At 54.8% G+C, this 21800-nt stretch carries 21 protein-coding genes; 5 read left to right on the forward strand and 16 right to left on the reverse strand.

Annotated features, from left to right (window positions below; translation table 11 throughout):
* The first annotated feature begins 3 nt into the window (after nt 1–3).
* Nucleotides 4–399, forward strand: a complete 396-nt coding sequence (locus F8R23_RS02400; protein ID WP_129938022.1) for a nuclear transport factor 2 family protein — start codon at nt 4–6, stop codon at nt 397–399.
* On the opposite strand, the gene F8R23_RS02405 is transcribed toward F8R23_RS02400, so the two are convergent.
* Both F8R23_RS02405 and F8R23_RS02410 read right to left on the reverse strand, forming a co-directional pair.
* Nucleotides 396–665: a hypothetical protein gene (locus tag F8R23_RS02405; protein ID WP_129934806.1), complete on the reverse strand. Its 270-nt coding sequence runs from the start codon at nt 663–665 to the stop codon at nt 396–398. The two genes, F8R23_RS02400 and F8R23_RS02405, sit on opposite strands and share 4 nt — an antisense overlap.
* Before the next feature lie 211 nt (nt 666–876).
* On the reverse strand, nt 877–1254 hold the full coding sequence (locus tag F8R23_RS02410) for a RidA family protein (RefSeq protein WP_151415197.1): 378 nt from the start codon (nt 1252–1254) through the stop codon (nt 877–879).
* 143 nt (nt 1255–1397) lie between these two features.
* Between F8R23_RS02410 and F8R23_RS02415 the strand changes: the two genes are divergently transcribed.
* A complete protein-coding gene (locus tag F8R23_RS02415) occupies nt 1398–2252 on the forward strand; it encodes an aminoglycoside phosphotransferase family protein (RefSeq protein ID WP_129934804.1) in 855 nt (284 codons plus the stop codon).
* On the opposite strand, the gene F8R23_RS02420 is transcribed toward F8R23_RS02415, so the two are convergent.
* From F8R23_RS02420 to F8R23_RS02430, 3 genes are all read right to left on the reverse strand, one after another.
* Nucleotides 2217–2717 (reverse strand): cupin domain-containing protein, encoded by a 501-nt coding sequence (locus tag F8R23_RS02420; protein WP_129934803.1) that lies wholly within the window; start codon nt 2715–2717, stop codon nt 2217–2219. The genes F8R23_RS02415 and F8R23_RS02420 overlap by 36 nt on opposite strands.
* A 70-nt stretch (nt 2718–2787) precedes the next feature.
* Entirely contained in the window at nt 2788–3267 is a 480-nt protein-coding gene (locus F8R23_RS02425) for an MEKHLA domain-containing protein (RefSeq protein ID WP_129934802.1), read from the reverse strand.
* A gap of 117 nt (nt 3268–3384) precedes the next feature.
* On the reverse strand, nt 3385–4566 hold the full coding sequence (locus F8R23_RS02430) for a benzoate/H(+) symporter BenE family transporter (protein ID WP_129934801.1): 1182 nt from the start codon (nt 4564–4566) through the stop codon (nt 3385–3387).
* A gap of 113 nt (nt 4567–4679) precedes the next feature.
* Between F8R23_RS02430 and F8R23_RS02435 the strand changes: the two genes are divergently transcribed.
* Together F8R23_RS02435 and F8R23_RS02440 are read left to right on the forward strand one after the other, a co-directional pair.
* Nucleotides 4680–5243 carry a helix-turn-helix domain-containing protein gene (locus F8R23_RS02435; RefSeq protein WP_112347496.1) on the forward strand — a complete coding sequence of 188 codons (564 nt, stop codon included), beginning with the start codon at nt 4680–4682 and terminating at the stop codon, nt 5241–5243.
* 164 nt (nt 5244–5407) lie between these two features.
* On the forward strand, nt 5408–7495 hold the full coding sequence (locus F8R23_RS02440) for a prolyl oligopeptidase family serine peptidase (RefSeq protein WP_151415198.1): 2088 nt from the start codon (nt 5408–5410) through the stop codon (nt 7493–7495).
* An 81-nt stretch (nt 7496–7576) separates the two neighbouring features.
* Here the strand turns inward: F8R23_RS02440 and F8R23_RS02445 are convergent, their stop codons facing one another.
* From F8R23_RS02445 to rsxD, 6 genes are all read right to left on the reverse strand, one after another.
* On the reverse strand, nt 7577–9094 hold the full coding sequence (locus tag F8R23_RS02445) for a phospholipase D-like domain-containing protein (protein WP_151415199.1): 1518 nt from the start codon (nt 9092–9094) through the stop codon (nt 7577–7579).
* Nucleotides 9095–9598: 504 nt separating this feature from the next.
* A complete protein-coding gene (gene dtpA, locus F8R23_RS02450) occupies nt 9599–11119 on the reverse strand; it encodes a dipeptide/tripeptide permease DtpA (protein ID WP_151415200.1) in 1521 nt (506 codons plus the stop codon).
* A gap of 604 nt (nt 11120–11723) precedes the next feature.
* Entirely contained in the window at nt 11724–12365 is a 642-nt protein-coding gene (gene nth / locus F8R23_RS02455; RefSeq protein WP_099061846.1) for an endonuclease III, read from the reverse strand.
* Nucleotides 12365–13063 carry an electron transport complex subunit E gene (locus tag F8R23_RS02460; protein WP_099061847.1) on the reverse strand — a complete coding sequence of 233 codons (699 nt, stop codon included), beginning with the start codon at nt 13061–13063 and terminating at the stop codon, nt 12365–12367. The genes nth and F8R23_RS02460 overlap by 1 nt, the downstream gene beginning before the upstream one ends.
* Nucleotides 13060–13689 carry an electron transport complex subunit RsxG gene (rsxG, locus tag F8R23_RS02465; RefSeq protein ID WP_099061848.1) on the reverse strand — a complete coding sequence of 210 codons (630 nt, stop codon included), beginning with the start codon at nt 13687–13689 and terminating at the stop codon, nt 13060–13062. The genes F8R23_RS02460 and rsxG overlap by 4 nt, the downstream gene beginning before the upstream one ends.
* Nucleotides 13690–13698: 9 nt before the next feature.
* Nucleotides 13699–14784, reverse strand: a complete 1086-nt coding sequence (gene rsxD / locus F8R23_RS02470) for an electron transport complex subunit RsxD (protein ID WP_129938028.1) — start codon at nt 14782–14784, stop codon at nt 13699–13701.
* A 379-nt stretch (nt 14785–15163) separates the two neighbouring features.
* Here rsxD and F8R23_RS02475 point away from each other — a divergent pair, with 379 nt between their 5' ends.
* Nucleotides 15164–16057 carry a helix-turn-helix domain-containing protein gene (locus F8R23_RS02475; RefSeq protein WP_099061850.1) on the forward strand — a complete coding sequence of 298 codons (894 nt, stop codon included), beginning with the start codon at nt 15164–15166 and terminating at the stop codon, nt 16055–16057.
* 95 nt (nt 16058–16152) lie between these two features.
* Here the strand turns inward: F8R23_RS02475 and rsxC are convergent, their stop codons facing one another.
* From rsxC to araA, 5 genes are all read right to left on the reverse strand, one after another.
* Nucleotides 16153–18381: an electron transport complex subunit RsxC gene (gene rsxC / locus F8R23_RS02480; protein WP_129938029.1), complete on the reverse strand. Its 2229-nt coding sequence runs from the start codon at nt 18379–18381 to the stop codon at nt 16153–16155.
* A complete protein-coding gene (gene rsxB, locus F8R23_RS02485; protein WP_085116623.1) occupies nt 18374–18946 on the reverse strand; it encodes an electron transport complex subunit RsxB in 573 nt (190 codons plus the stop codon). The genes rsxC and rsxB overlap by 8 nt, the downstream gene beginning before the upstream one ends.
* Nucleotides 18946–19527 carry an electron transport complex subunit RsxA gene (gene rsxA / locus F8R23_RS02490; protein ID WP_085116624.1) on the reverse strand — a complete coding sequence of 194 codons (582 nt, stop codon included), beginning with the start codon at nt 19525–19527 and terminating at the stop codon, nt 18946–18948. The genes rsxB and rsxA overlap by 1 nt, the downstream gene beginning before the upstream one ends.
* Before the next feature lie 145 nt (nt 19528–19672).
* The gene (locus tag F8R23_RS02495) at nt 19673–20113 is read right to left on the reverse strand and encodes a DUF2569 domain-containing protein (RefSeq protein ID WP_112347490.1); all 441 of its coding nucleotides are present in this window, start codon (nt 20111–20113) and stop codon (nt 19673–19675) included.
* A 160-nt stretch (nt 20114–20273) separates the two neighbouring features.
* The gene (gene araA / locus F8R23_RS02500) at nt 20274–21779 is read right to left on the reverse strand and encodes an L-arabinose isomerase (RefSeq protein ID WP_151415201.1); all 1506 of its coding nucleotides are present in this window, start codon (nt 21777–21779) and stop codon (nt 20274–20276) included.
* Between the last annotated feature and the right edge of the window lie 21 nt (nt 21780–21800).

Consider the following 21800-nt stretch of genomic DNA (forward strand, 5'->3'; position numbering starts at 1 on the left):
GCCATGTCAACGAATCTTGAAATCGTACGCGCTACCTATGAAGGCGGCAGTGCCGAGGAGAATGGCCGCAACCTGCTGGCGGCATTGGCGCCAGACGCGCAATGGACCGAAGCCGCAGGCTTTCCCTACGCCGGCACCTATATTGGTCCAGAGGCGATCTTCAAAAATGTTCATCAACGCCTGGGAACGGAATGGCAGGGTTATCGCGCCGAAGTCGATCACTTCTATGATGCCGGTGAGAACATCATCGCCCAGGGCTTCTACCATGGCACTTATGGCGCGACCGGCAAATCATTCAGCGCATCCTTTGCACATATTTATCAGTTGCGCGCCGGAAAAATCATCAAGTTTGTGCAAATCGTTGACAGTGCAAAAGTGCTGGAAGCCATGCAGGGCTAAAGGCCGCTGTGTTTGCCAAATTTGCGATCGTACTCCCGTCGGTAAGCGCGTGCCTTGTTGCGGTCGCGGATCCACAAATAGCCGCATACCAGTGCGACAGCGCCTGAAAAAGTAATATTGCGCATATCCCGGTCATAAAAAAACACCAGCACCGCGTCCATTGCCGCGATAAAGGCAATCCACTTGTACATATGGGATTGCCGTCGCGTGGCGGCGTTGAGGCGCTTTAACTGTCTGGCTTCGTGCATAACCGGCTTTTGCTGCATAACGTCTCGTCGGTAATAAATTTCTTAGGATAAATTAACAGAAGTTTCCTGACGGCGGCAAAGACAAACGTGCGCCGCGTTCTGTTTTTCACCGCGAGGGATCTCAGAGGAAAATCTTGTTGCGGACCAGCAAATTCGCCGAAAAAAGTGATGGGTTATTTCTTCACTTTAGGCTGTGGTGATGGCTGAGGGCGCGTGATCGCGCCCCATCTTATAACGCCAGGACGGCTTCGATCTCAACGCTAACCTGCGGTGAGAAAAATGCGCTGACCGCGACCAGTGAACAGGCCGGCAGCGCCCCATCAAAATAGTCAAACAGTACCGGTCGTATGGCCTGCAGATCGCCGATATCGGTTAAGAACACCGTTATTTTAATCAGCGCCTTGAGATTTGTTCCCTCGTCGGCGGCGATGGTTGCCAACTGCTCCAGAATCGCCTGCGCCTGTTGCGGCGTGGTTTGCCCCTGAGCCTCGGTGGCAAATGCCGTCAGTCCGGAAATATACAGCGTATCCCCATGGCGCACCGCATGGACATAGGGGCCGCCCGGCGTCGGCAATTGCGGATAATTAATGCGCTTTAATGATGTCATGGTAAAAACCCCGAGAGATTAATTAAAAAAGTAAACAAACTTGGTTAGGATGGCGTGGTGAACATCGGAAGTACGCTGAGACTTATTGCTTTTAAATAATATCACTAACATTCATTTATAACTGTGAAGGACGTTTCAGGGTAATGAATCAGGTCTTAATTCCCTATATGCAACGTTGGCAGTTGCAGCCCGACGGCCCGGCATTTGAAACTCACAGCAGCCTGCTGATGCCGGTACGCTATCAGGGGGGCGCCGCCATGTTGAAAATTGCCCGCGAACAGGAAGAGAAGTTCGGCGGACTACTGATGTGCTGGTGGCAGGGCGAAGGCGCTGCGCGAGTGCTGGCCTGGCATGACGATGGTATTTTGCTGGAACGCGCGCAAGGTGGCCTCTCTCTGCCGCAGATGGTGCGAGACGGCGATGATCGGCAGGCGACGGCGATCCTGTGTCAGGTGATTGCCCGTCTGCATGCGCCGCGCGCTCAGCCTTTGCCGGAGCTGATCCCTTTAGATCAGTGGTTTAACTCGCTGTGGCCGGCGGCGCAGGCGCACGGCGGCATGCTGCGTCTCAGTGCCACGGTGGCGGCGGAGCTGTTGACCAGTCCGCGTGAACTGAGTGTGCTGCATGGCGATATTCACCATGACAACGTATTGGACTTCGGCGAGCGCGGCTGGCTGGTGATCGACCCTAAACGTCTGTATGGCGAACGCGCCTTCGACTACGCCAATATCTTCTGTAACCCCAATTACGGTATTGCTACCGACCCCGATATTTTTCTCCGGCGGGTAGAGCAGGTCTGCCAACTGGCCCGGCTGGATCGCCAGCGTCTGCTGCAGTGGATCCTCGCCTGGGCCGGGTTGTCTGCGGCCTGGTTTATGGAGGATGGAGAGGCAGCGGATATCGATTTCCGTGTCGCAGAACAGGCCGCACGCGCGTTGGACCTCCCGCTACCGGAAGGGGACTCAGGGTTCATCCTGCCAATAATCGAGCGAGGCTGAAGGACGTTGCACATAGCGCACCGGTTTACCCTCATGCAGCGCCGTCGCCTGAAACTTGCCTGAGTCCGGGTATTCCACCAGTTCTGGCTGTTCGCGGGTGCTGATGGAGAGGTATTTCAACGGCGCGTCAGAACTGTTGATGATCTGATGTGGGTATTCCGGCCCCGGCGGGATAAAAATAATGTCACCGCTTTTGATCGGCAGGTGTTCGCCCGCCACCCGTAAAGTGCCGGTTCCCTCCAGTACGATAAACATTTCTTCCTGTGCATAGTGAAAGTGATAAGGGCAGGAACGCATGCCCGGTGCCACGATATCGATGGAAGCCCCCAGCTTGCTGGCGGCAGTACCGGTACCCAAACGGGCACCTATGCTGTCATACAGCGGCGGGCGGGAATCGTGATTTTTTTCAACCTGTTCGAAGTTACGGATCAGGCGCTGGGCAAGCAGCGCGGCAGGGTCATTCATGACTATCCTCGTGACATTGTCACTTAATCGTTAACGATGGCGAAACCGGCAGCAGCACTGTCTCCAGCCTTTATCGATTTGCATGTTCCGAGTGGCTATACCAGCCCGGGCGGCGTTTGGGTTGCGGCCAGAACAGCGCGGCCTGACCTCCGTTTGGGATCTGCCACACCTCGCAATCATAAATAGTGAAAGTGTCGCCGAATTTATCGACGCGCAGGCCGCGATACCCTTGAGCAATACCTTGCCGAGTCACCGTATCCAGTAATTGCTGGCGCTCTGCGCGGTCTGCCGGGGATGCACTTAACCTAGAAGGTAACGCGATAAACTCATCGAAGGAATAGCCAAAGCACTGCTGAGCACAGTGATTGGCATAGATAAACACCGGGTCGCCGCCGCCGGTGTGAGCCAGCAAGCTGTAGGGGGCCTGTTGATGCAGCCAGGGGAAGCGTTCGGCGGTAGCCGCCTGTGGGCCGGGCAGGCCTTCGCCAGTCCAGTGTTGGTACGCGACATCTATCTGTTGAATCAGGTCAATCTGCGCGGAAGATGGCATAAAGGCTCCCTTAATGGTCCCGAGGGGCAACAATCGTTCCCCCTCTCAGTTAAGCAGAAGATCGCCGAAGGGGGAACATATTGCCGGGCGAACCGAGACTTGAACGCAGTTTTGGGGCTATTTTGCCCGTTGCGGCAGCGACAGGATGATATGGGCAACTGCGCCGCCAATAATCCCCCAAAAGGCAGAGCCGACGCCGAGCAGCGTCACGCCGGACGCGGTGATCAGGAAGGCGATTAACGCGGCGTCGCGCTGTTTTTCATCCTGCAGGGCGCGTTGCAGACTACCGGCGATAGTACCCAGCAGAGCCAACCCGGCAATGGTGTGGATCAAGGCGACGGGTAATGCACTGAACAACATGCCGATAACGCCGCCGAACACGCCGGCCAGCAAATAAAATACCCCGGCGGCAACGGCAGCCATGTAGCGGCGTTGTGGATTGAGATGCACGTCCGGCCCCATACAGATAGCCGCGGTAATGGCGGCGATACACACCGAGAACCCACCGAACGGCGCCAGCAGGAGCGCCGTCAATGCCGTCCAGCTAATTAGCGGCGAAGTCGGGACGCTGTAGCCGGCCGCCTTTAGCGTGGCGATGCCGGGGGCGTTTTGTGACGCCATGGTGACCACAAAGAACGGCACGCCAATGCCCAGCAGTGTCGACCAGCTAAAGTGGGGAGTAATAAATTCCGGCATGGCGAACGCCAGCGGTTGCTGTGAAAGATGAATATTGCCCTGCAGTGCCGCAATCGCCAGCCCGACCAGCAGCGTCAGCACAATCGCATAACGCGCCAGATAGCGCCGTGTCACCAGATACACCAGGCCCATTCCGGCACTGAGCACGAAATTGACCTGTAGCGAGGCAAAAGCATCCAGGCCAAAGCGCAGCAGGATCCCCGCCAGCATCGCTGCCGAAATGGCCTGCGGAATATAATCCATCAGCCGGGCGAACAGCCCGGTTACGCCGCACAGCAGGATCAACCCGGAGGCGAAGATGAATACGCCAATCGCTTCGTTAATCGGCGTGCCGGGCAGGCTGGTGACCAGCAGGGCGGCACCGGGGGTCGACCAGGCCGTCAGAATGGGCGTACGGTAATACAGCGACAGCCCGAGCGAGGTAATGCCCATCCCCAGCCCCAACATGCTTAGCCAGCCGCCGATCTGCAACGGCGTGGCGCCGGCCGCGGCAGCAGCCTGAAAAATAATCGCGGCAGAACTGGTGTAGCCGACCAATACCGCAACAAAGCCAGCCATGACGGCAGGCAGGGACAGATGACGTAAAGAGATAGCAGGGCGCATGGCACACTCCGGCAACGGTTGTGCGTTATAACGTACGAAGAGCGGTGAGCATAGCACCGTGCGTTATAGCGCACAAGTGGCTATAATCAGCCGCACTATCAGGGGAGAAAAATATGCAGGAATTGTCTGGCCATCTGGCACAAACGCTTCGATCGCTACGCATGCAGCGCGGCTGGAGCCTGGCGCAGGCGGCCGAAAACACCGGTGTCAGCAAGGCGATGCTGGGGCAGATCGAACGGGGGGAGTCCAGCCCGACGGTGGCTACCTTGTGGAAAATCGCCACCGGTTTTAACGTGGCTTTTTCTGCCTTTCTGGAGATCTCGCCGCTGCAACAGCAGGCCACGCTGCATCGCTATGGCGATGCTCCGGTGTTCAATCAATACAATGCCGATATGCGGGTGGTGCCGTTGTTCCCGTTCGATCGACAACTGGGTTTTGACATGTTCGTTATCGATCTGGCGCCGGGCGCGCTCAGCGAATCATCGGCCCACGAGCCGGGCGTGATTGAGCATGTGATTGTCATCAGCGGTGAGTTGGAGCTGGCGGTAGACGGCGAGTGGCACCACCTGACCCAGGGGGAGGCGATGCGCTTTCAGGCCGATCGGCCCCATGCCTACCGTAACGCCAGCCAACAGACGGTGCGTATTCACGATTTGATCCACTACCCTAAATTTTGACTTAACGACGTTGGGGCAGGCTTTGACTCCGCCTCACCAAACGCCTACTTTATTGAAAATGATTCTTATTAACTATCAAAGGGAGCTTGATTTTGCCAATCACCCACCGCAATCGACGCCAGTTTCTTAAACTCAGTGCACAAACCGCAGGAGCCGTATTCGCAATGACTTCATTACCTAACAGTATCCGCCTGGCGATGGCGGCAGAAGGCGGCGCCAGCGCCACCGATGAATTTTTATGGCTGGAAGAGCTGCAGGGCAAGGCCGCACAGGCGTGGATCAAGCAGGAAAATCAGCGGACCACCGCGCGTTTCGCTCAGGGCGAAGGCTTCCGGCAGGTGGAAAAGCAGGTGCTGGATATTCTGAATAAAGAGAGCCAAATCCCGTGGGTCGCCAAGCGCGGCGATTATTATTACAACTTCTGGCAGGATCAAACCAACCCACGTGGCTTATGGCGACGAACCACGCTGCGGGAGTACCGCAAAGCCAAACCAGTCTGGGAAACCGTGCTGGATATAGACGCTTTGGGCAAGGCCGAGGGCAAAGACTGGGTGTTCCATGGTTCGCAGTCGCTGGCACCGGAATACCGCTATTGCCTGCTGGAGTTGTCGCCGGATGGCGGTGACGCGACGGAAATCCGCGAGTTTGATCTGGTCAGCAAGCAGTTCGTCAAAGATGGCTTTGTGCTGCCGGTGGCGAAAAGCCAGGCTTCGTGGATCGATAAGGACACGTTGTTTATCGCGACTGATTGCGGTGCAGGTTCGATGACTCAGTCCGGCTATGCGCGCATAGCCAAACGCTGGCGGCGTGGTACACCGCTGAGTGCCGCTCAGACGCTGTATGAGGCGCAACCGCAGGATATGACGGTGTTTGCTTATCATGACCAGACGCCGGGCTTTGAACGCAACTACGTGGGACGCAGTCTGGATTTTTACCGTCGTGAAACCTATCTGCTCAATGAGCAAGATCAACAAGTCAAAATCGACATTCCCGCCGATGCCGAGTTCAGCACGCACCGGGAGTGGATATTGATTAAACCGAGCAGCGACTGGGAGGTGGGGGGAAGTCATTATCCTTCAGGCTCACTGCTGGCCGCCCATTTTGACGATTATCTGGCGGGTAAGCGTGAGCTGACGGTGTTATTTACTCCGACGGCCCAGGCGGCCCTGAGTGGCTACAGCGGCACGCGTGACCATCTGATCCTCAGCATCATGGATAACGTGGTCAACCGGCTGGAAGTGCTGACGCCGCAGGGCAAAAGCTGGCAGCGTAAGCCGTTGGGCAAACCGGGGGCGATCAGCACTATTTCTGCCGGTGGCGTCGATGACGAAACCAACGATTATTTCCTGACGCTCAGTGGGTTCCTGCAACCAACCTCGCTGTACCTGGGCAATCTCGACGGCGGTGAGGCGGAATTGCTCAAGCAGGGGCCGAAGGACTTTGACGCCAGCGGCTATCAAGTCAGTCAGCACTTTACGGAGTCTAAAGACGGGACACGCGTGCCGTATTTCCAGATCTCGGCCAAGGGCATTAAGCTGGACGGCAGTAATCCCACGCTGCTGTACGGCTATGGCGGATTCGAGGTGTCGTTGTTACCGGGGTATATGGGAGCCAAGGCACCGGCCTGGCTGGAGCGCGGCGGGGTGTATGTGGTGGCGAATATCCGCGGCGGTGGCGAGTATGGCCCGGCCTGGCACCAGGCGGCGCTTAAGCAAAACCGTCATCGTGCCTATGAAGACTTTGCCGCCGTGGCGCAGGATCTGATCACCCGAAATGTGACATCGTCACAACATCTGGGGGCGCGGGGTGGCAGCAACGGCGGCTTGCTGGTGGGCAATATGCTGACACTGTACCCGCAGCTTTTCGGCTGTATCGTCTGTGAGGTGCCGTTACTGGACATGCAGCGTTATACTCAGCTTTCTGCCGGTGCTTCCTGGATTGCCGAATACGGCGACCCAGACAAAGCGGAAGAGTGGGCGTACATCAAAACTTTCTCGCCGTATCACAACATCAAAGCGGGCGTGTCCTACCCGCCGGTGCTGTTTTACACCGCCACCAGTGACGATCGGGTCAATCCGTCGCACGCCCGTAAAATGGCGGCACGCATGCAGCAGATGGGCTATCCGCAGGTGTATTTCTACGAGAATACCGAGGGCGGGCACAGCGCGGCGGCTGACAAGAAACAGGCGGCCTTCCACAGCGCACTGGTCAGCGAATTCATGTGGGCTCAGTTGAGTCGAAAACCGGCGTAAAGCGTCATCAGCCGTGAAATCGCCGCCGCGTTTGCAACGCGGTGGCGATTTTTCTGTTAGGGCTACATCGGGTTACATGCATTATGGATATTGTTTGTGATTATTCCTATCCCTGGAACCATCCTCTTTATAATATTCATAAGTTATATCTTCGATTGCATGTGTTTTTATATTTGTTCCACCGAATATTTTCGTCTCTTCCTTAAACACTCGGCCCATAGAGAAAAGCGCATGATAGTTGTCTTTATAATGCTCAATCGTTGCTAATCCTTGCGGTGTCTCGTTGCCTAAAATAATAGTTATTTCAGCATTATCCCATGCACCATAGTTATCAATATTCGAGGAGCCAGCCCACAAGAACTCCGTGCTGCCCTGTAAATCACTTTCCATTGTTTCATTTGGCTCCCCCTCAACAATCATATACTTTGAATGAATATAGGGGGTCCATTGCTGGCTATTGTTGTTAACTATCCTTATTGATACATCATCTTTAGATAATTGATTGTCGTTTTCTAGCATGGTATCTCTGAGCCGGAAAAACTCTGGAATAGCCAACGCATTTTCTTTATAGTGCGCTAACTGTGGTACGGGGTCATTCTCGTTCCAAAACAATCGATTTGTGGCGTCTTCTGGAAGTGCAATCTGATTGATAATGATCGATACTTCTGTACTTTCATTTTTTACTCTTTCAATCAAATGATCTGTAACGCCTACGCGGCGAAACGTATATCGCCCCTCATAGGGCCTGACACCTTGCCAGTACGCCATTGCAACTTTTATTGAGTTTATTTTTTTAAATTTATTAAAGAACTGTACAATAGGGTCTGATTTTGCGTAAGTTTTATCATCATTTTTATCATTGTCACGCAATACTCGTGGGTAATATAAAACCCCAACTCCGCGGGCCCCTTTAGAGGTCAATACAGTGTCATATTTTATAAACTTACTAATCAATTCATTAAAATACCCAACGGTTTTATGATAAATGAAGCCAGCATGCGTGTCGTTTTTGTTATCCTCCCAGTTCCAGCTTAGAGTCAGGTCTTGATATTTTCTGGCATCCATTTCAGATAGATTTGCAGAGGTGATGATGGTGACTAAAAAAACATCGACCTCATTGGTGTTCGCAACGCCAAAATACTTTGACACCGTATTTGTTAAGGTCAGAGAACTGATCATTACACCTTTGAAATGGTTCCAGTGTTTTGGGTAAGTATAGATTACATTTTTATTATTAGATGCGAATTCATCGAGCTTTTTATTCATGGTAGGGCTATTATATTCACTCTCTTTTATTTGGTCTCCCTTTGGTTTGATAAGGTTTATTTTACAGCCTCGATCTGCAGCTTCCTGCAGCGCGTCAAGTACGTCTTCACCGTCAAAGAAACTGTCGTCCGTTTTATCATCTTTCCAAATGCAGGTGGCGACATGAATTTCTGCATTATCGCGTGTGGCCTTTATGCAATTAACAATCAGTCTTAAAATATGATAGGACTCATTTCCAAACTTTGCGAAATGACCTCTGACGCCCCATTCCTGCACATTGTTATTATTATCAATTACGCAACCAGGGCAAGGAAGGGCTTTTTCTTCATTCATTTGAATTCCTTAAATAAAATGAGTTTTTGGAGTGATGTGACCGCTTGGCATTCCTATATTCGGTATCAGGTTTTCACCTTTGTTAAGGCTAACTCTTAACGGGATTCATAGTTTGCCTTGTTAATAATTCTAAAGTGAAGCTATTACGATAAGGTGAAATATTTGTATATGGGTAATGACAATATATGTACTAATCATATAGTAAAGTCCCGGGGTTTATTAAACTCAATTTATTTTTTGTTTTTCTCTTGTATGAGTGAGCTTTAAATTAAAAAGTTAAAAAAACAATGCGATAATTTCAATATTTGATCTTTGATGAAAAATTCAAAGGTGAATTATTTCTACGCACATTATTTTTATGGCGATGGATGCTTATTTGAAGCTGAAGTGGATTGACGTTTTTAGATCGTATTTCTATGGGGCTATAGATGGGGGGGAAGGGCGATCTCGCTGCAATAAAAAACGGGGCAAAATAGCCCCGTAGGTGTGGTTCACTCCCGGCGATCAGTGGGCCGCAGCGGCCGCCTGCGCTTTCTTCTGCGTATCTTCTGCGGTATCCAGCGTCATGCGATACAGCTTCGGCGCGGTCAGCATCATCAGGATGGCGATCACGGCGGTGGCGATACCGATCTGCATAAACACGTGGCTATAGATAGCCAGTGAAGCGTGCGCATCGTTAATGTTGGCAGGCACGGCAGTCAGCCCAGCGACCTTACCGGCAATTAGCGCAGCAGCAGCCGTGGTCAGGAACCAGGATCCCATGATAAAGCCCATCAGGCGTTGTGGCACCAGTTGCGCGACCATTGCCAGGCCCAGACCGGAGATCATCAGCTCGCCGATACTCTGCAGTGCATAGCTCAGGATCAGCCAGTTAACCGAAACGATGCCCTGTTCATTAGCGAAGCTGGCACCCCATGGCAATACCAGGAAAGCGCCGGAGCACAGGATCATACCGAAAGCGAACTTGTGTGGCATCGGCAGACGGTCACCCATCTTGTTATACAGTGCTGCCAGAATCGGGCTGGCCAGCATGATCCAGAACGGGTTCAACGCCTGATACTGCTCAGGTTCGAACGCCAGGCCCAGGATGTTGTGCTCAACGTTATGGATGGCGAAGAAGTTCAGTGAGGTTGGCATCTGGGCGTACAGCACGAAGAACACCACTGCTTCCAGCATCAGCAGGAAGGCAACGATCATCTTGCGGCGTGCCGCACCGTGCAGAGCAAAGGCTTCTTTGGCGAACACGATCACGATACCGATGGAAATAAGCGCCAGCGCCCAGCGTGCTACCACCTGGTTGTGCAACAGCCAGCTTGAAAGGGTGACCAGCGCAATCACGCCAACCAGCACCATCAGCAGTTTCTGCACTTGCAGCGGTTTAAAGTCAGGCTTGGAACCGTGATTCTTCACCCACTTGTGGCAAACCATAAAGTTGACCAGGGTGATCAGCATACCCACCACGCTCAGTGAGAACGCGACGCTCCAGCCATATTTCACTGCCAGCCAAGGAGTGGCCAACATCGACAGGAAAGACCCGATATTGACGGACATATAGTACATGGTGAATGCACCGTCCAAACGCGGATCGTCTTTCTCGTAGCAGGTTGACAGCAGGGAGGACGGGTTGGCTTTGAACAGACCGCTACCCACGGCGATGGTCGCCATACCCAGATACACCCAGAAAATTTCATGGCCGGAGTAGGCCACCATGGCATAACCGACGGCCAGCACCAGCGCACCCAGCACGATCACGCGCTTGGAGCCCAGCACTTTATCTCCGAGCCAGCCGCCGATGGCAACGAAGCCATACACCAGCGCACTGAAGGAGGAGAACAGGGTAATGGAGTCGGCTTCGCTCAGGCCAAGCATCTTGACCAGATAAACCGCCATGATGCCTTGCAGGCCGTAATAACCAAAACGTTCCCAGAGCTCGATGGAGAAGATCAGGTAAAACGCCTTAGGCTGTTTGAAGGCGTTGAGACTGACGCTTTCAGGATGTTCGCTGTTGTTGTTTGCAGTTGACACTGGTACCTCTGATTTTTCACTGCCCCGACTCAGAAAGACGGGAAATTGCAAAAGGTGATGCAGGACTGCATCCTTCTGCGTTGTTATAGGATGGAATGACGGCGGTTAATGTTCACTATCTTTGTCAACGAGGCAAGACGTTTGTCATATTCTGTTACATATAACGCTCGTGAATTGAAATGACCATGTTGCAAATGTTATGCAGCATTAACTTTCGACTTTGTTTGCTTTGCCGAGTTTTTGTTTTGATTAAAAGGGATACAGAATTTAAACAGTGATATATTCTGCTGTAATGACTTTTTATGGTTCATATCAATAGGTGTGGTGAATAATCCATTGGATTGTTGTGCATATGTCGGGTTTTATAAAATTATAGAAATTTGAGAAAACGGCCCTGGCGGTTGTGACGACAATGTGATCGTCAAAACGTGAGGTTTACCGCAATTTTTGACTAATTTTTCGCTTGAAAATAAGCGAGAAGTGAGTTTTTCACTGAAACCCGTGGAAACACCAAGGTTACTGCTGCTTGATATCACATTTCCGATAAAAAATAGGTCAGTGCGGTGGGGACCCGAAACGGGGTGCTGGATTGCACCCATCGGGATCAGGCGTCGGGATAAACTTTCTCTTTAAACTCGCAGAGGTCTTCAATCATGCAGGAACCGCAGCGGGGTTTACGCGCGATGCAGGTATAACGGCCGTGCAAGATCAGCCAGTGGTGGCAGTCGACCTTGAATTCGGCCGGCACCACCTTCAGCAGTTTCTCCTCCACCAGATCGACGTTCTTGCCCGGTGCGAAATTCGTGCGGTTACAGACGCGGAAGATATGGGTATCGACGGCAATGGTTGGCCAGCCGAAAGCGGTATTGAGCACCACATTGGCGGTTTTGCGGCCAACGCCGGGCAGGGCCTCCAGCGCAGCGCGGTCTTCAGGCACCTCGCCGTCGTGCAGTTCCAACAGCATACGGCAGGTTTTGATCACGTTTTCGGCCTTGCTGTTAAACAGGCCGATGGTCTTGATGTAGCCCTTAACGCCGTCAACGCCCAGTGCCAGCATGGCGGCCGGCGTATTGGCCACCGGATAGAGTTTGGCGGTAGCCTTGTTGACGCTGACATCGGTCGCCTGTGCAGAAAGCAGCACGGAGATCAGCAGTTCAAACGGCGTGGTGTACACCAACTCAGTGGTCGGGTGCGGATCGTTATCACGCAGGCGGGTAAGAATTTCCAACCGTTTTTGCTTGTTCATTATGCTTTCTCTGCCTGTCCTTGTCCCTGCGCCGGTTCAGCCCGTAACGCCCTGGCCGTACGCGCTTTCATCCTTTCATCAATCAGATATTTTACCGCCAATAGCAGACCCAGACCAATAAAGGCCCCCGGTGGCAGCATTGCCAGCAGGAAAGGGCTGTCGAAGTGAACCACCTCAATACGCAGTACCTTGGCCCAACTGCCCAGCAGCATGTCGGCCCCGTCGAACAGGGTGCCGTTGCCCAGCAATTCGCGCATTGCACCCAGCGTCACCATCACGCCGGTGGCGCCCAGACCAATCGCCAGGCCATCCAGTGCGGACAGGCCGACCGGTTTTTTAGAGGCCACCGCTTCGGCGCGACCGACCACGATGCAGTTGGTGACGATCAGCGGGATAAAGATCCCCAACGACTGGTAAAGGCCGAAGGCGTAGGCATTGATTAACATTTGCACGATGCTCACCGCAGCCGCGATGATCATCACGTAAATCGGGATGCGCACTTCATTCGGCACCCAGCGGCGCACTGCAGATATCGAGGTATTGGTCAGTATCAAGACCAGCGTGGTTGCCAGCCCCAGACCGAGGGCGTTGGTGACGGTGGAGGTGACGGCCAGCAGCGGACACATCCCCAGCAGTTGCACCAGCGCGGAGTTGTTCTTCCACAGCCCCTGGACAATCAGATCTTTGGCTTCACTCATTCGCTGGCTCCACAGGCAGGTAAGCTATCAAGTTTAGGCGGCAGCGTTTCCATATACAATGCCGTACGCCGAACGGCGTTTACCACGGCGCGCGGTGTGATGGTCGCGCCGGTGAACTGATCGAACATACCGCCGTCTTTCTTCACCGCCCAACGTTTATCGTCCGGGCCGTCAATCTTTTTGCCGCTGAAGAACGAGATCCAGTTCGAGATACGCAGTTCAATTTTATCGCCCAGCCCCGGGGTTTCGTGATGTGAGACGACCCGGGTACCCAGTACGTTACCGTTGAAATCGGCACCGACCAGCAACTGAATGGCGCCGGAGTAACCGTCCGGTGCGGTGGTTTCCAGTGCGGCTGCGGTGGGTTGACCGTTTTTGCGCGCCAGATACAAACGGTGTGGCGAGCCATTGCCCAATGCCGGATCGCTGACCAGGAAACACTCGGTCTGCATATTATTGTCGTAGTGTTCCGGTGGCACCACCTGATCAAGCAGCGTTTTTTGTTGTAACGCCGCCTGATGGGCGATGGTGTTCTGCGTCAGGCTATGGACTACCGCAGTCAGGCCGGTGGTCACTGCGGCAAATACCGCCAGCGTGGTGCCATGCTTTCTCATTGAATTTAGCATCATGGCTCCTTAGCGATGGCCGTACACGCGGGGCTGCGTATAGTGGTCGATGAGCGGAACGGTGATATTAGCCAGCAATACCGCGAAGGCCACGCCATCCGGATAACCGCCGTAAACGCGAATCAGCCACACCAGCACGCCCACCAATGCGCCGTAAATCAGGCGACCTTTCGGCGTGGTGGAGGCACTGACCGGGTCGGTGGCGATAAAGAATGCGCCCAGCATGCTGGCACCGGAGAACAGGTGGATCAGCGGCGAGGCCTGCTGCGCCGGATCAAGCCACCAGGCCAAACCTGAGCACAGGGCGATGGCCGCCAGCATACTGAACGGGATCTGCCAGTGGATCAGGCGACGGCCCAGCATAAACAGGCCACCGGCCAGGAAGCCCAGGTTAACCCATTGCCAGCCGATACCGGCCAATACACCACCGAACAGCGGTTGTTGCAGTACTTGCTCAACGCTATGGCCGCTGCGCAGGCCGGTTTTGAAGCCGTCCAGTGGGGTGGCCTGGCTGATGCCGTCGATGCCCATTTGCAGTTCATGGATGGTGGCACCCTGGCCGGTATGGCCGCTGAAAATGGCCAGCAGGGTATCCTGGAACGACAGCGCGGTGGCGCGCAGCTCATCCGGCGGCAACCAACTGGTCATCTGCACCGGGAAGGCGATCAGCAACACCACGTAACCGACCATCGCCGGGTTGAACGGGTTTTGCCCGAGACCACCGTACAGCTGTTTGGCGATGACGATGGCAAAGAAGGTGCCGATGACAATCATCCACCAGGGGGCCAGCGGCGGCAGGCTGATCCCCAGCAGCAGGGCAGTCAGCAGGGCGGAGTTATCCGCCAGTCGGGTCCGTACCGGCAGCTTGCGTAGCGCAAGGATAGTGCCTTCTGCCAGCAGGGCGACGATCATTGCCAGTGCGGTCTGAACCAGCGTGCCATAGCCAAAAAACCATACCTGCGCAGCGATACCGGGAATGCAGGCCAACATCACCCACAGCATGATACGGCTGGTGCTTTGCTGGTTATGGGTGAAGGGGGAGCTGGCGATGTGCAAGCCTTTGGCGGCTGTGGGTTGTACCGGCCTGAACTTCATAGAATAACTGTACCTATCTTTGCCGGACATCGGCAGGTTCAACGCGCCTCTCAGCGGAGACGCAGGAAAAATTATAGCGCTGCATTCTACCTGAATCACCGCAAGGGTAATACGTCTTAATGGTAGGGTTATTAGTCTTATAGCACGGTGTGTACGCTGTGGTTTGAGGGTCATATGGCGCGATCGGATTTTTTTTGCTGATAAAATCGGGTTAGTTTGGTGATGCAGCTGTAAACTGTCGGCATTAACTCCCGGCGCATAACGATAACCGCTGGATTAACATGGTATTTTTGGTTCGTTTTTTCGCACAAAATAACAACTTTTACATAATCTATGTGGGTTATTATCCCGAGTATTATTGAGTCAGTGAATGTAAATAATGACAAATGAAGATGTCTTTTTTATTGAAGAATTGATTGAATGGGTTGAGATACATCTGGAAACACGGCCAAACCTGGATGAAGTCGCACGCATTTCCGGCTACTCCAAATGGCACCTGCAACGCAAGTTCAAACGTATCACCGGTATTCAGCTCGCCACCTATATTCGCTCACGTATCCTGACGCGTGCCGCAGTGGCGTTGCGTATTACTCACCGTTCCATCATCGATATTTCAGACGAACTGGGCTTCGATTCCCAACAAACCTTCACTCGCATGTTCAAACAGCGTTTCGACACCACGCCTAACCGTTACCGTTCGATGGAAAGGTGGGACGTGAAGAATTTGATGCCGCGTTTCAGTTTTGATGCCAACTTTGCGGCCGATTACTACCCAGAGATCAAACGCCTGACGCTGCCCGATATGCAGCTTGTGGGTTACTCGCGGCAGTTGGATTTTGCCGGAGAGACGGAGATTGAACATTCGTCCTGTATGGCGATGAAGGACGAGATCTTTACCGATTTTTTCCGTGGGTTGAATGTGGATTGCCGCCGGGTGTACAGCATCCATTCTGTCCGTAATCGGGGAGGAAACGAATGTTCAGCGACTCATATCATGGCGGTGGATCCTGAGAACAAAAAGGATATTCTGTCGGGCTACCAGATCGACGATATTCCAATTGCCGGGCGTGAATATATCTCTATCAATCATTTGGGGACTGCCAAAGAATGCTCGCAGTTCTTTGCCTATCTGAGTACTCATGTGATGCCGGGGTTGCGTCATGAAGTACAGGGGAGCGTGGAGATGGAAATTATTCAAACCAAGGAATGGAATCAGGACTCGAAGATGCGCCAGATTGACGTTGATTACACCTACCTGATTTCTATCGATTAGTAGGCTGCGTCCCTCAAATGACCTCCAGCGGTGCTGACGTATCATTGAGGGACACAACCTGTGCCGCCTTGCTTCCTGCAAGGCGTCTGCGTTAATTACTCTTTATCCGTATCCGCCGTGGTCAGGCTTTGTGCCGCTTTTTTGGCTTTGACGCGGGCGATGGCTGCTGCCACTGCCGCCTTGCGTGGGTCTTCTTCTGGTACCGCCGCTGGTGGCTCGGTCGGAGTTTCCACTGTCGCCGCCTGTTGCGCAGCTTTCTTGGCTTTGGCGCGGGCAATGGCTGCCGCAACCGCCGCCTTGCGCGGATCTTCTTCTGGTACCGCCGATGGTGGCTCGGTCGGAGTTTCCACCGTCGCCGCTTGTTGCGCGGCTTTCTTGGCTTTGGCACGGGCAATGGCTGCCGCAACCGCCGCCTTGCGCGGATCTTCTTCCGTTACCGCCGCTGGTGGCTCGGCCGGAGTGTCCACCGTCGCCGTCTGCTGTGCCGCTTTCTTGGCTTTGACTCGCGCCAGTGCAGCGGCCACTGCAGCTTTGCGTGGATCTTCTTCTGTCACCGCCACCGGTGGCTCGGCCGGAGTATCATTCGTAGTCGTTTGTTGTACCGCTTTCTTGGCTTTGACGCGTGCCAGTGCAGCGGCCACCGCCGCCTTGCGTGGATCTTCATCTTCGCTAGCCGATGCCGTTACCGGTGCTACAGCAGTTTCCTGCTGCGCACGTCGTTCACGCGCCTGTGCCTTACGGGCCTCGCGGGCAGCGATCATCTCACTGTTATCCGGTGCATCGCCGCTGATGGTGCCGGTCGCCGGTGCCGCGTTTTTACTGCGAACCCGAGCCAGGGCGGCCTGAACGGCATCCTGATCGCCATCGGTCAGCTTGACCGCCGCTTTCTTATGACGCTCTTCACGCGCCAGTTTTTCACGTTCCAGGCGCGCCAGTTTGGCTTCGTAACGTGCCTTGGCTTCGGCGGTGCGAGCGGCTTCCTGATCGATGGCTTTGATCTCGGCCTTTTCCTGGCGGTAGTACTGCACCAGCGGGATATTGCTCGGGCAGACAAAGGCACAGGCACCACATTCAATGCAGTCAAACAGATTGTGATTGCGGGCTTTTTCGTGTTCTTCGCCGCGGCTGAACCAGTAAAGCTGTTGCGGTAACAGGCCCGCCGGACAGGCGTCAACGCACAAACCACAGCGAATACAGGACTGCTCCGGCTCCTGCAGTGCCATTTCGCTGACCGATGGTGCCAGAATACAGTTGCTGATCTTGACGATCGGCACGTTGAGTGCGGGCAGGGTAAAGCCCATCAGCGGGCCCCCCATCACCACCATTTGCTGAGCCTGCGGCTGGAAACCGGCAAATTTCAGCAGGTGCTGTACCGGCGTGCCGATGCGTGCCCACAGGTTGCCCGGATGGCTGAGGGCCTCACCGGTCAGGGTCACCACGCGCTCGATCAAGGGTTCGCCGTCGACAATCGCGCGTTTAATGGCAAAGGCGGTGCCGACGTTCTGCATCAGCACACCGATAGCGGAGGAGTGCTTGCCGTGTGGGACTTCTTTACCGGTCAGGATTTTGGTGAGCTGCTTGGCACCGCCAGAAGGGTATTTGGTCGGAACCACCCGCAGGGCGATACCGGGCTGGTCGCGCAGTGCCAGTTTCAAGGCGGCGATCGCTTCGGGTTTATTGTCCTCAATGCCAATCAGCGTGAGCTTGGGTTGCAGCAGGTGGCGCAGGATCTGCGTGCCTTCAATGACTTGATCGGCATGTTCCTGCATCAAACGGTCATCGGCAGTGATATATGGCTCGCATTCTGCGGCGTTGAGGATCAGGGTTTCCACCCCGTTCATGCCGCCCTGCAGCTTGCTGGCGGTTGGGAAACCTGCACCGCCGAGTCCGGCGATGCCAGCCTGATGAATACGTTGGATCAACTCGCTGGTGGGCAGTTGACGGTAGTCTGCCACCGGTGCACGCTCGCACCAGCGGTCTTCGCCGTCTGGCTGAATGATCACGCACAGTTCCGCCAACCCGGAGGGGTGAGCGGTGATATGCGGTGTGATGGCGCTGACAGTTCCCGAGGTCGGTGCGTGCACCGGCACGGTACGCCCCCGGCCCACGGTCAGCGGCTGGCCTTTCAGCACCGGGTCGCCGACCTTGACACAGAGTTCGCCTTCCGGACCCAAATGCTGTTGCAGCGGGATCACAAAAATATCGGGCAGTGGGGCGGTACGCAACGGCACGCCGCTGGACAGGGCTTTCATTTCCGGCGGATGGATCCCGCCGTCGAAATCCCAAATCCGGTCTTTTTTGAAGGCGGCGAACAGATTAAGCATGTTGCTCCACGTGGATCACTTGCACCGGGATCGTCTTCATGTCCCACTTCCAGTTGGCGGTAGTGGTGGCGACCGGTCTCATTTCAATACAGTCGGTAGGGCACGGCGCAACGCACAGGTCGCAGCCGGTACAAAGATCGGTAATAACGGTGTGCATGGCGCGAGTAGCACCGACGATGGCGTCCACCGGGCAGGCCTGAATGCACTTGGTGCAGCCAATGCAGTTGGCTTCGTCAATGTAAGCCACCTGGCGCACCGGTTCGACGACGGCTTCGCTGCCCAAGGGTTGCGGCTCGACGTTGAGCAATTCGGCCAGCTTCAGCATGACCTGCTCGCCACCCGGCGCGCATTTGTTGATCATCTCACCGTTGGCGACCGCTTCGGCATAAGGACGACAGCCGGGATAACCGCACTGGCCACACTGGCTCTGCGGCAGGATCTCGTCGATCTGCTCGGCCACCGGATCTTCTTCTACTTCAAAGCGGCGTGCGGCAAAGCCCAGCACCAGCCCGAACAGCAGGCCAAGGGCGCTTAATGCAGCAATCGCAATCCATAACGCGGTCATTAGAATTTCACCAGCCCGGTAAAGCCCATAAAGGCCAGCGACATCAGCCCGGCGGTGATCAGCGCGATGGAAGAACCGCGGAAGGGTGCAGGCACGTCGGCAACCGCCAGACGTTCACGGATCGCAGCGAACAGTACCATCACCAGCGAGAAGCCCGCGGCGGCGCTGAAGCCATATACCGCAGACTGCAGGAAATTGTAGCCCAGGTTGACGTTAAGCAACGCAACGCCGAGCACCGCACAGTTGGTGGTGATCAGCGGCAGGAAAATGCCCAGCAGGCGATACAGCGCCGGGCTGGTTTTGCGGACCACCATCTCGGTGAATTGCACCACCACGGCGATCACCAGAATAAATGACAGCGTGCGCAGATACACCAGATCCAACGGAACCAGAATAAAGGTATTGATCACCCAGGCGCTGACGGAGGCCATCGTCATCACGAAAGTGGTAGCCATTCCCATACCAATGGCACTTTCCAGCTTCTTGGAAACGCCGAGGAACGGGCACAGGCCAAGGAACTTCACCAGGACGAAGTTATTCACCAGTACGGTGCCGACAAACAGGAGCAGGTATTCGGTCATTGCGATGCCTAAAAAAATAAAAGCCGCCTATTATCGGGAATTGGCGGCCTGATCACAACATAGGGAAAGCAGGGTTATTGCCCTTTTTGCCCTTTTTTGGTGAAAATTTACACAATTATTCGCACAAAACGTGCCACAGAGTGGCCTAGCTCTCGGTAAAGGTCCCTTTGACTCGTTTGGAACGCTTCATATAGGGCACCAATAATGCCGCCATTAACAGTGGCCAGCCGAGACTGCGTACCGCCAATTCATCCGGCACCGGCGCAAAGGCAAAGGCTTTCACCGCCAGCAGCACGGTAATCAACAGCCACAGCAGGAACAATTTGGGGAACCGCTGTGCGCGGTGGCAGAACAACCACAGCAGCCACAGGGTAAAGCACCACATCGCCAGGGTAGTCAGCACCGAGAAATACCACTGCATGCTAAACGCCTGGGCGTTGGTGAGCAGATATTCGCGCGATTCCGGTACGAAAATCGCCATGCCATACAGGAGCAGCATCAGACTGGCGCTAAGCAGGGTGACAATCAGATAGGCCATCGGGGCCAGCAACCAACCGCCAATACGGGTGTATTCAGCTTGAGACATAAACGGCTTCCTGGGTAAGACATGATCCAATGTGACAGCCGCATAGCTTAGCGGGTAATGCGGGCTTCGTCATCAATATCAAACGGATGGTCGGACTCAGGCGGGGGGTTGCAGCACGTTTGGCTACCGACAGCCCAATGTGCTGCCGGTAGCCAGCCGATTAACGGCGGTTAAGTTGATAGTAGGCTTCGTTCCAGCGCAGCTCGTTTTTGAACGACGGCAGGGTGGTATCCTGGTCGATCAGCAAGAACTCGATGTTATGCATTTCGGCATACAGCCGCAGCATATCGGCATCCAGCGCTTGCGAGAACACCGTATGGTGCGCGCCGCCTGCCAGGATCCAGGCTTCGGCCGCAGTCGCCAGGGTGGGTTGGGCCCGCCAGATGGCACGGGCCACCGGCAATTTGGGCAGCGGGTGCGGCTGTTCCACGGTATCCACCTGATTGACCAGCAGGCGGAAGCGATCCCCCATGTCGATCAGGCTGGCATTGACGGCCGGACCGGCAGGTGTAGAGAAAATCAGTCGCGCCGGGTCGGCCTTGCCACCAATACCGAGCGGTTGAATATCCAGCAGCGGCCTGGATTCTTTGGCGATCGACGGGCAGACCTCCAGCATGTGCGAGCCGACCACCAGATCGTTACCCGGCTGGAAATGATAGGTGTAATCCTCCATAAACGAGGTCCCGCCGTGCAACCCACTGGCCATCACTTTCAGGATGCGCAGCAAAGCGGCTGTTTTCCAGTCGCCTTCGCCGCCAAAGCCGTAGCCTTGCTGCATCAGGCGTTGCACTGCCAGTCCCGGCAATTGCTTCATGCCGTGCAGATCTTCAAAGTTGGTGGTGAAGGCCTGGAAGTGACCCTGTTCGAGGAAACGTTTCATCCCCAGTTCGATGCGTGCCGCGTCGATCAGGTTTTCACGTTTTGCGCCGTTAACTTTCGCCGCGTCGCTCAGCACATAGCTGGCTTCATACTCTTCAATCAGCGTCCCCACATCGCCACGGCTAACTTCATTGATCACGCTGACCAAATCGCCGATGCCATAGGCATTGACCGAGTAGCCGAACTGGATCTGTGCGCCGACCTTATCGCCATCGGTCACCGCCACCTCACGCATGTTGTCGCCAAAACGGGCCACTTTCATCTGCTGACTGGCCTGCTTGGCGGTGGCGACCCGCATCCATTGAGCAATGCGTCGGTGTGCCTCGGGATCTTGCCAGTGGCCGGCAATTACGCTGTGCTGCTGACGCATACGGGCACCGATAAAGCCGAACTCACGGCCGCCGTGGGCGGTCTGGTTGAGGTTCATAAAGTCCATATCCATGCTGTCCCATGGCACCTGGGCGTTGAATTGGGTATGGAACTGCAGCAGCGGCTTGTGGAGCACGGATAGCCCGGCGATCCACATTTTGGCCGGTGAGAAGGTGTGCAGCCAGGCCAGAATGCCAACGCACTGTGGCTGATAGTTGGCGTCACGGCACAGGGCGGTGATTTCATCCGGCGTGGTGACCAGCGGTTTCAGCACCAGTTTTACCGGTAACCCGGCCTCGCGGTTGAGGCTTTCCACCACCTGTTCGGCGTGCGCCTTGACCTGCTGCAGGGTTTGCGGGCCGTACAGGTGCTGGCTGCCGATGGCGAACCAGACTTCGCGCTGCTTGAATGCGTCCATTAAAAACTCCCGAATTGTCAT

The sequence above is a fragment of the Serratia proteamaculans genome (genome assembly GCF_008830365.1).
In the GTDB taxonomy this organism is placed as follows: domain Bacteria; phylum Pseudomonadota; class Gammaproteobacteria; order Enterobacterales; family Enterobacteriaceae; genus Serratia; species Serratia proteamaculans.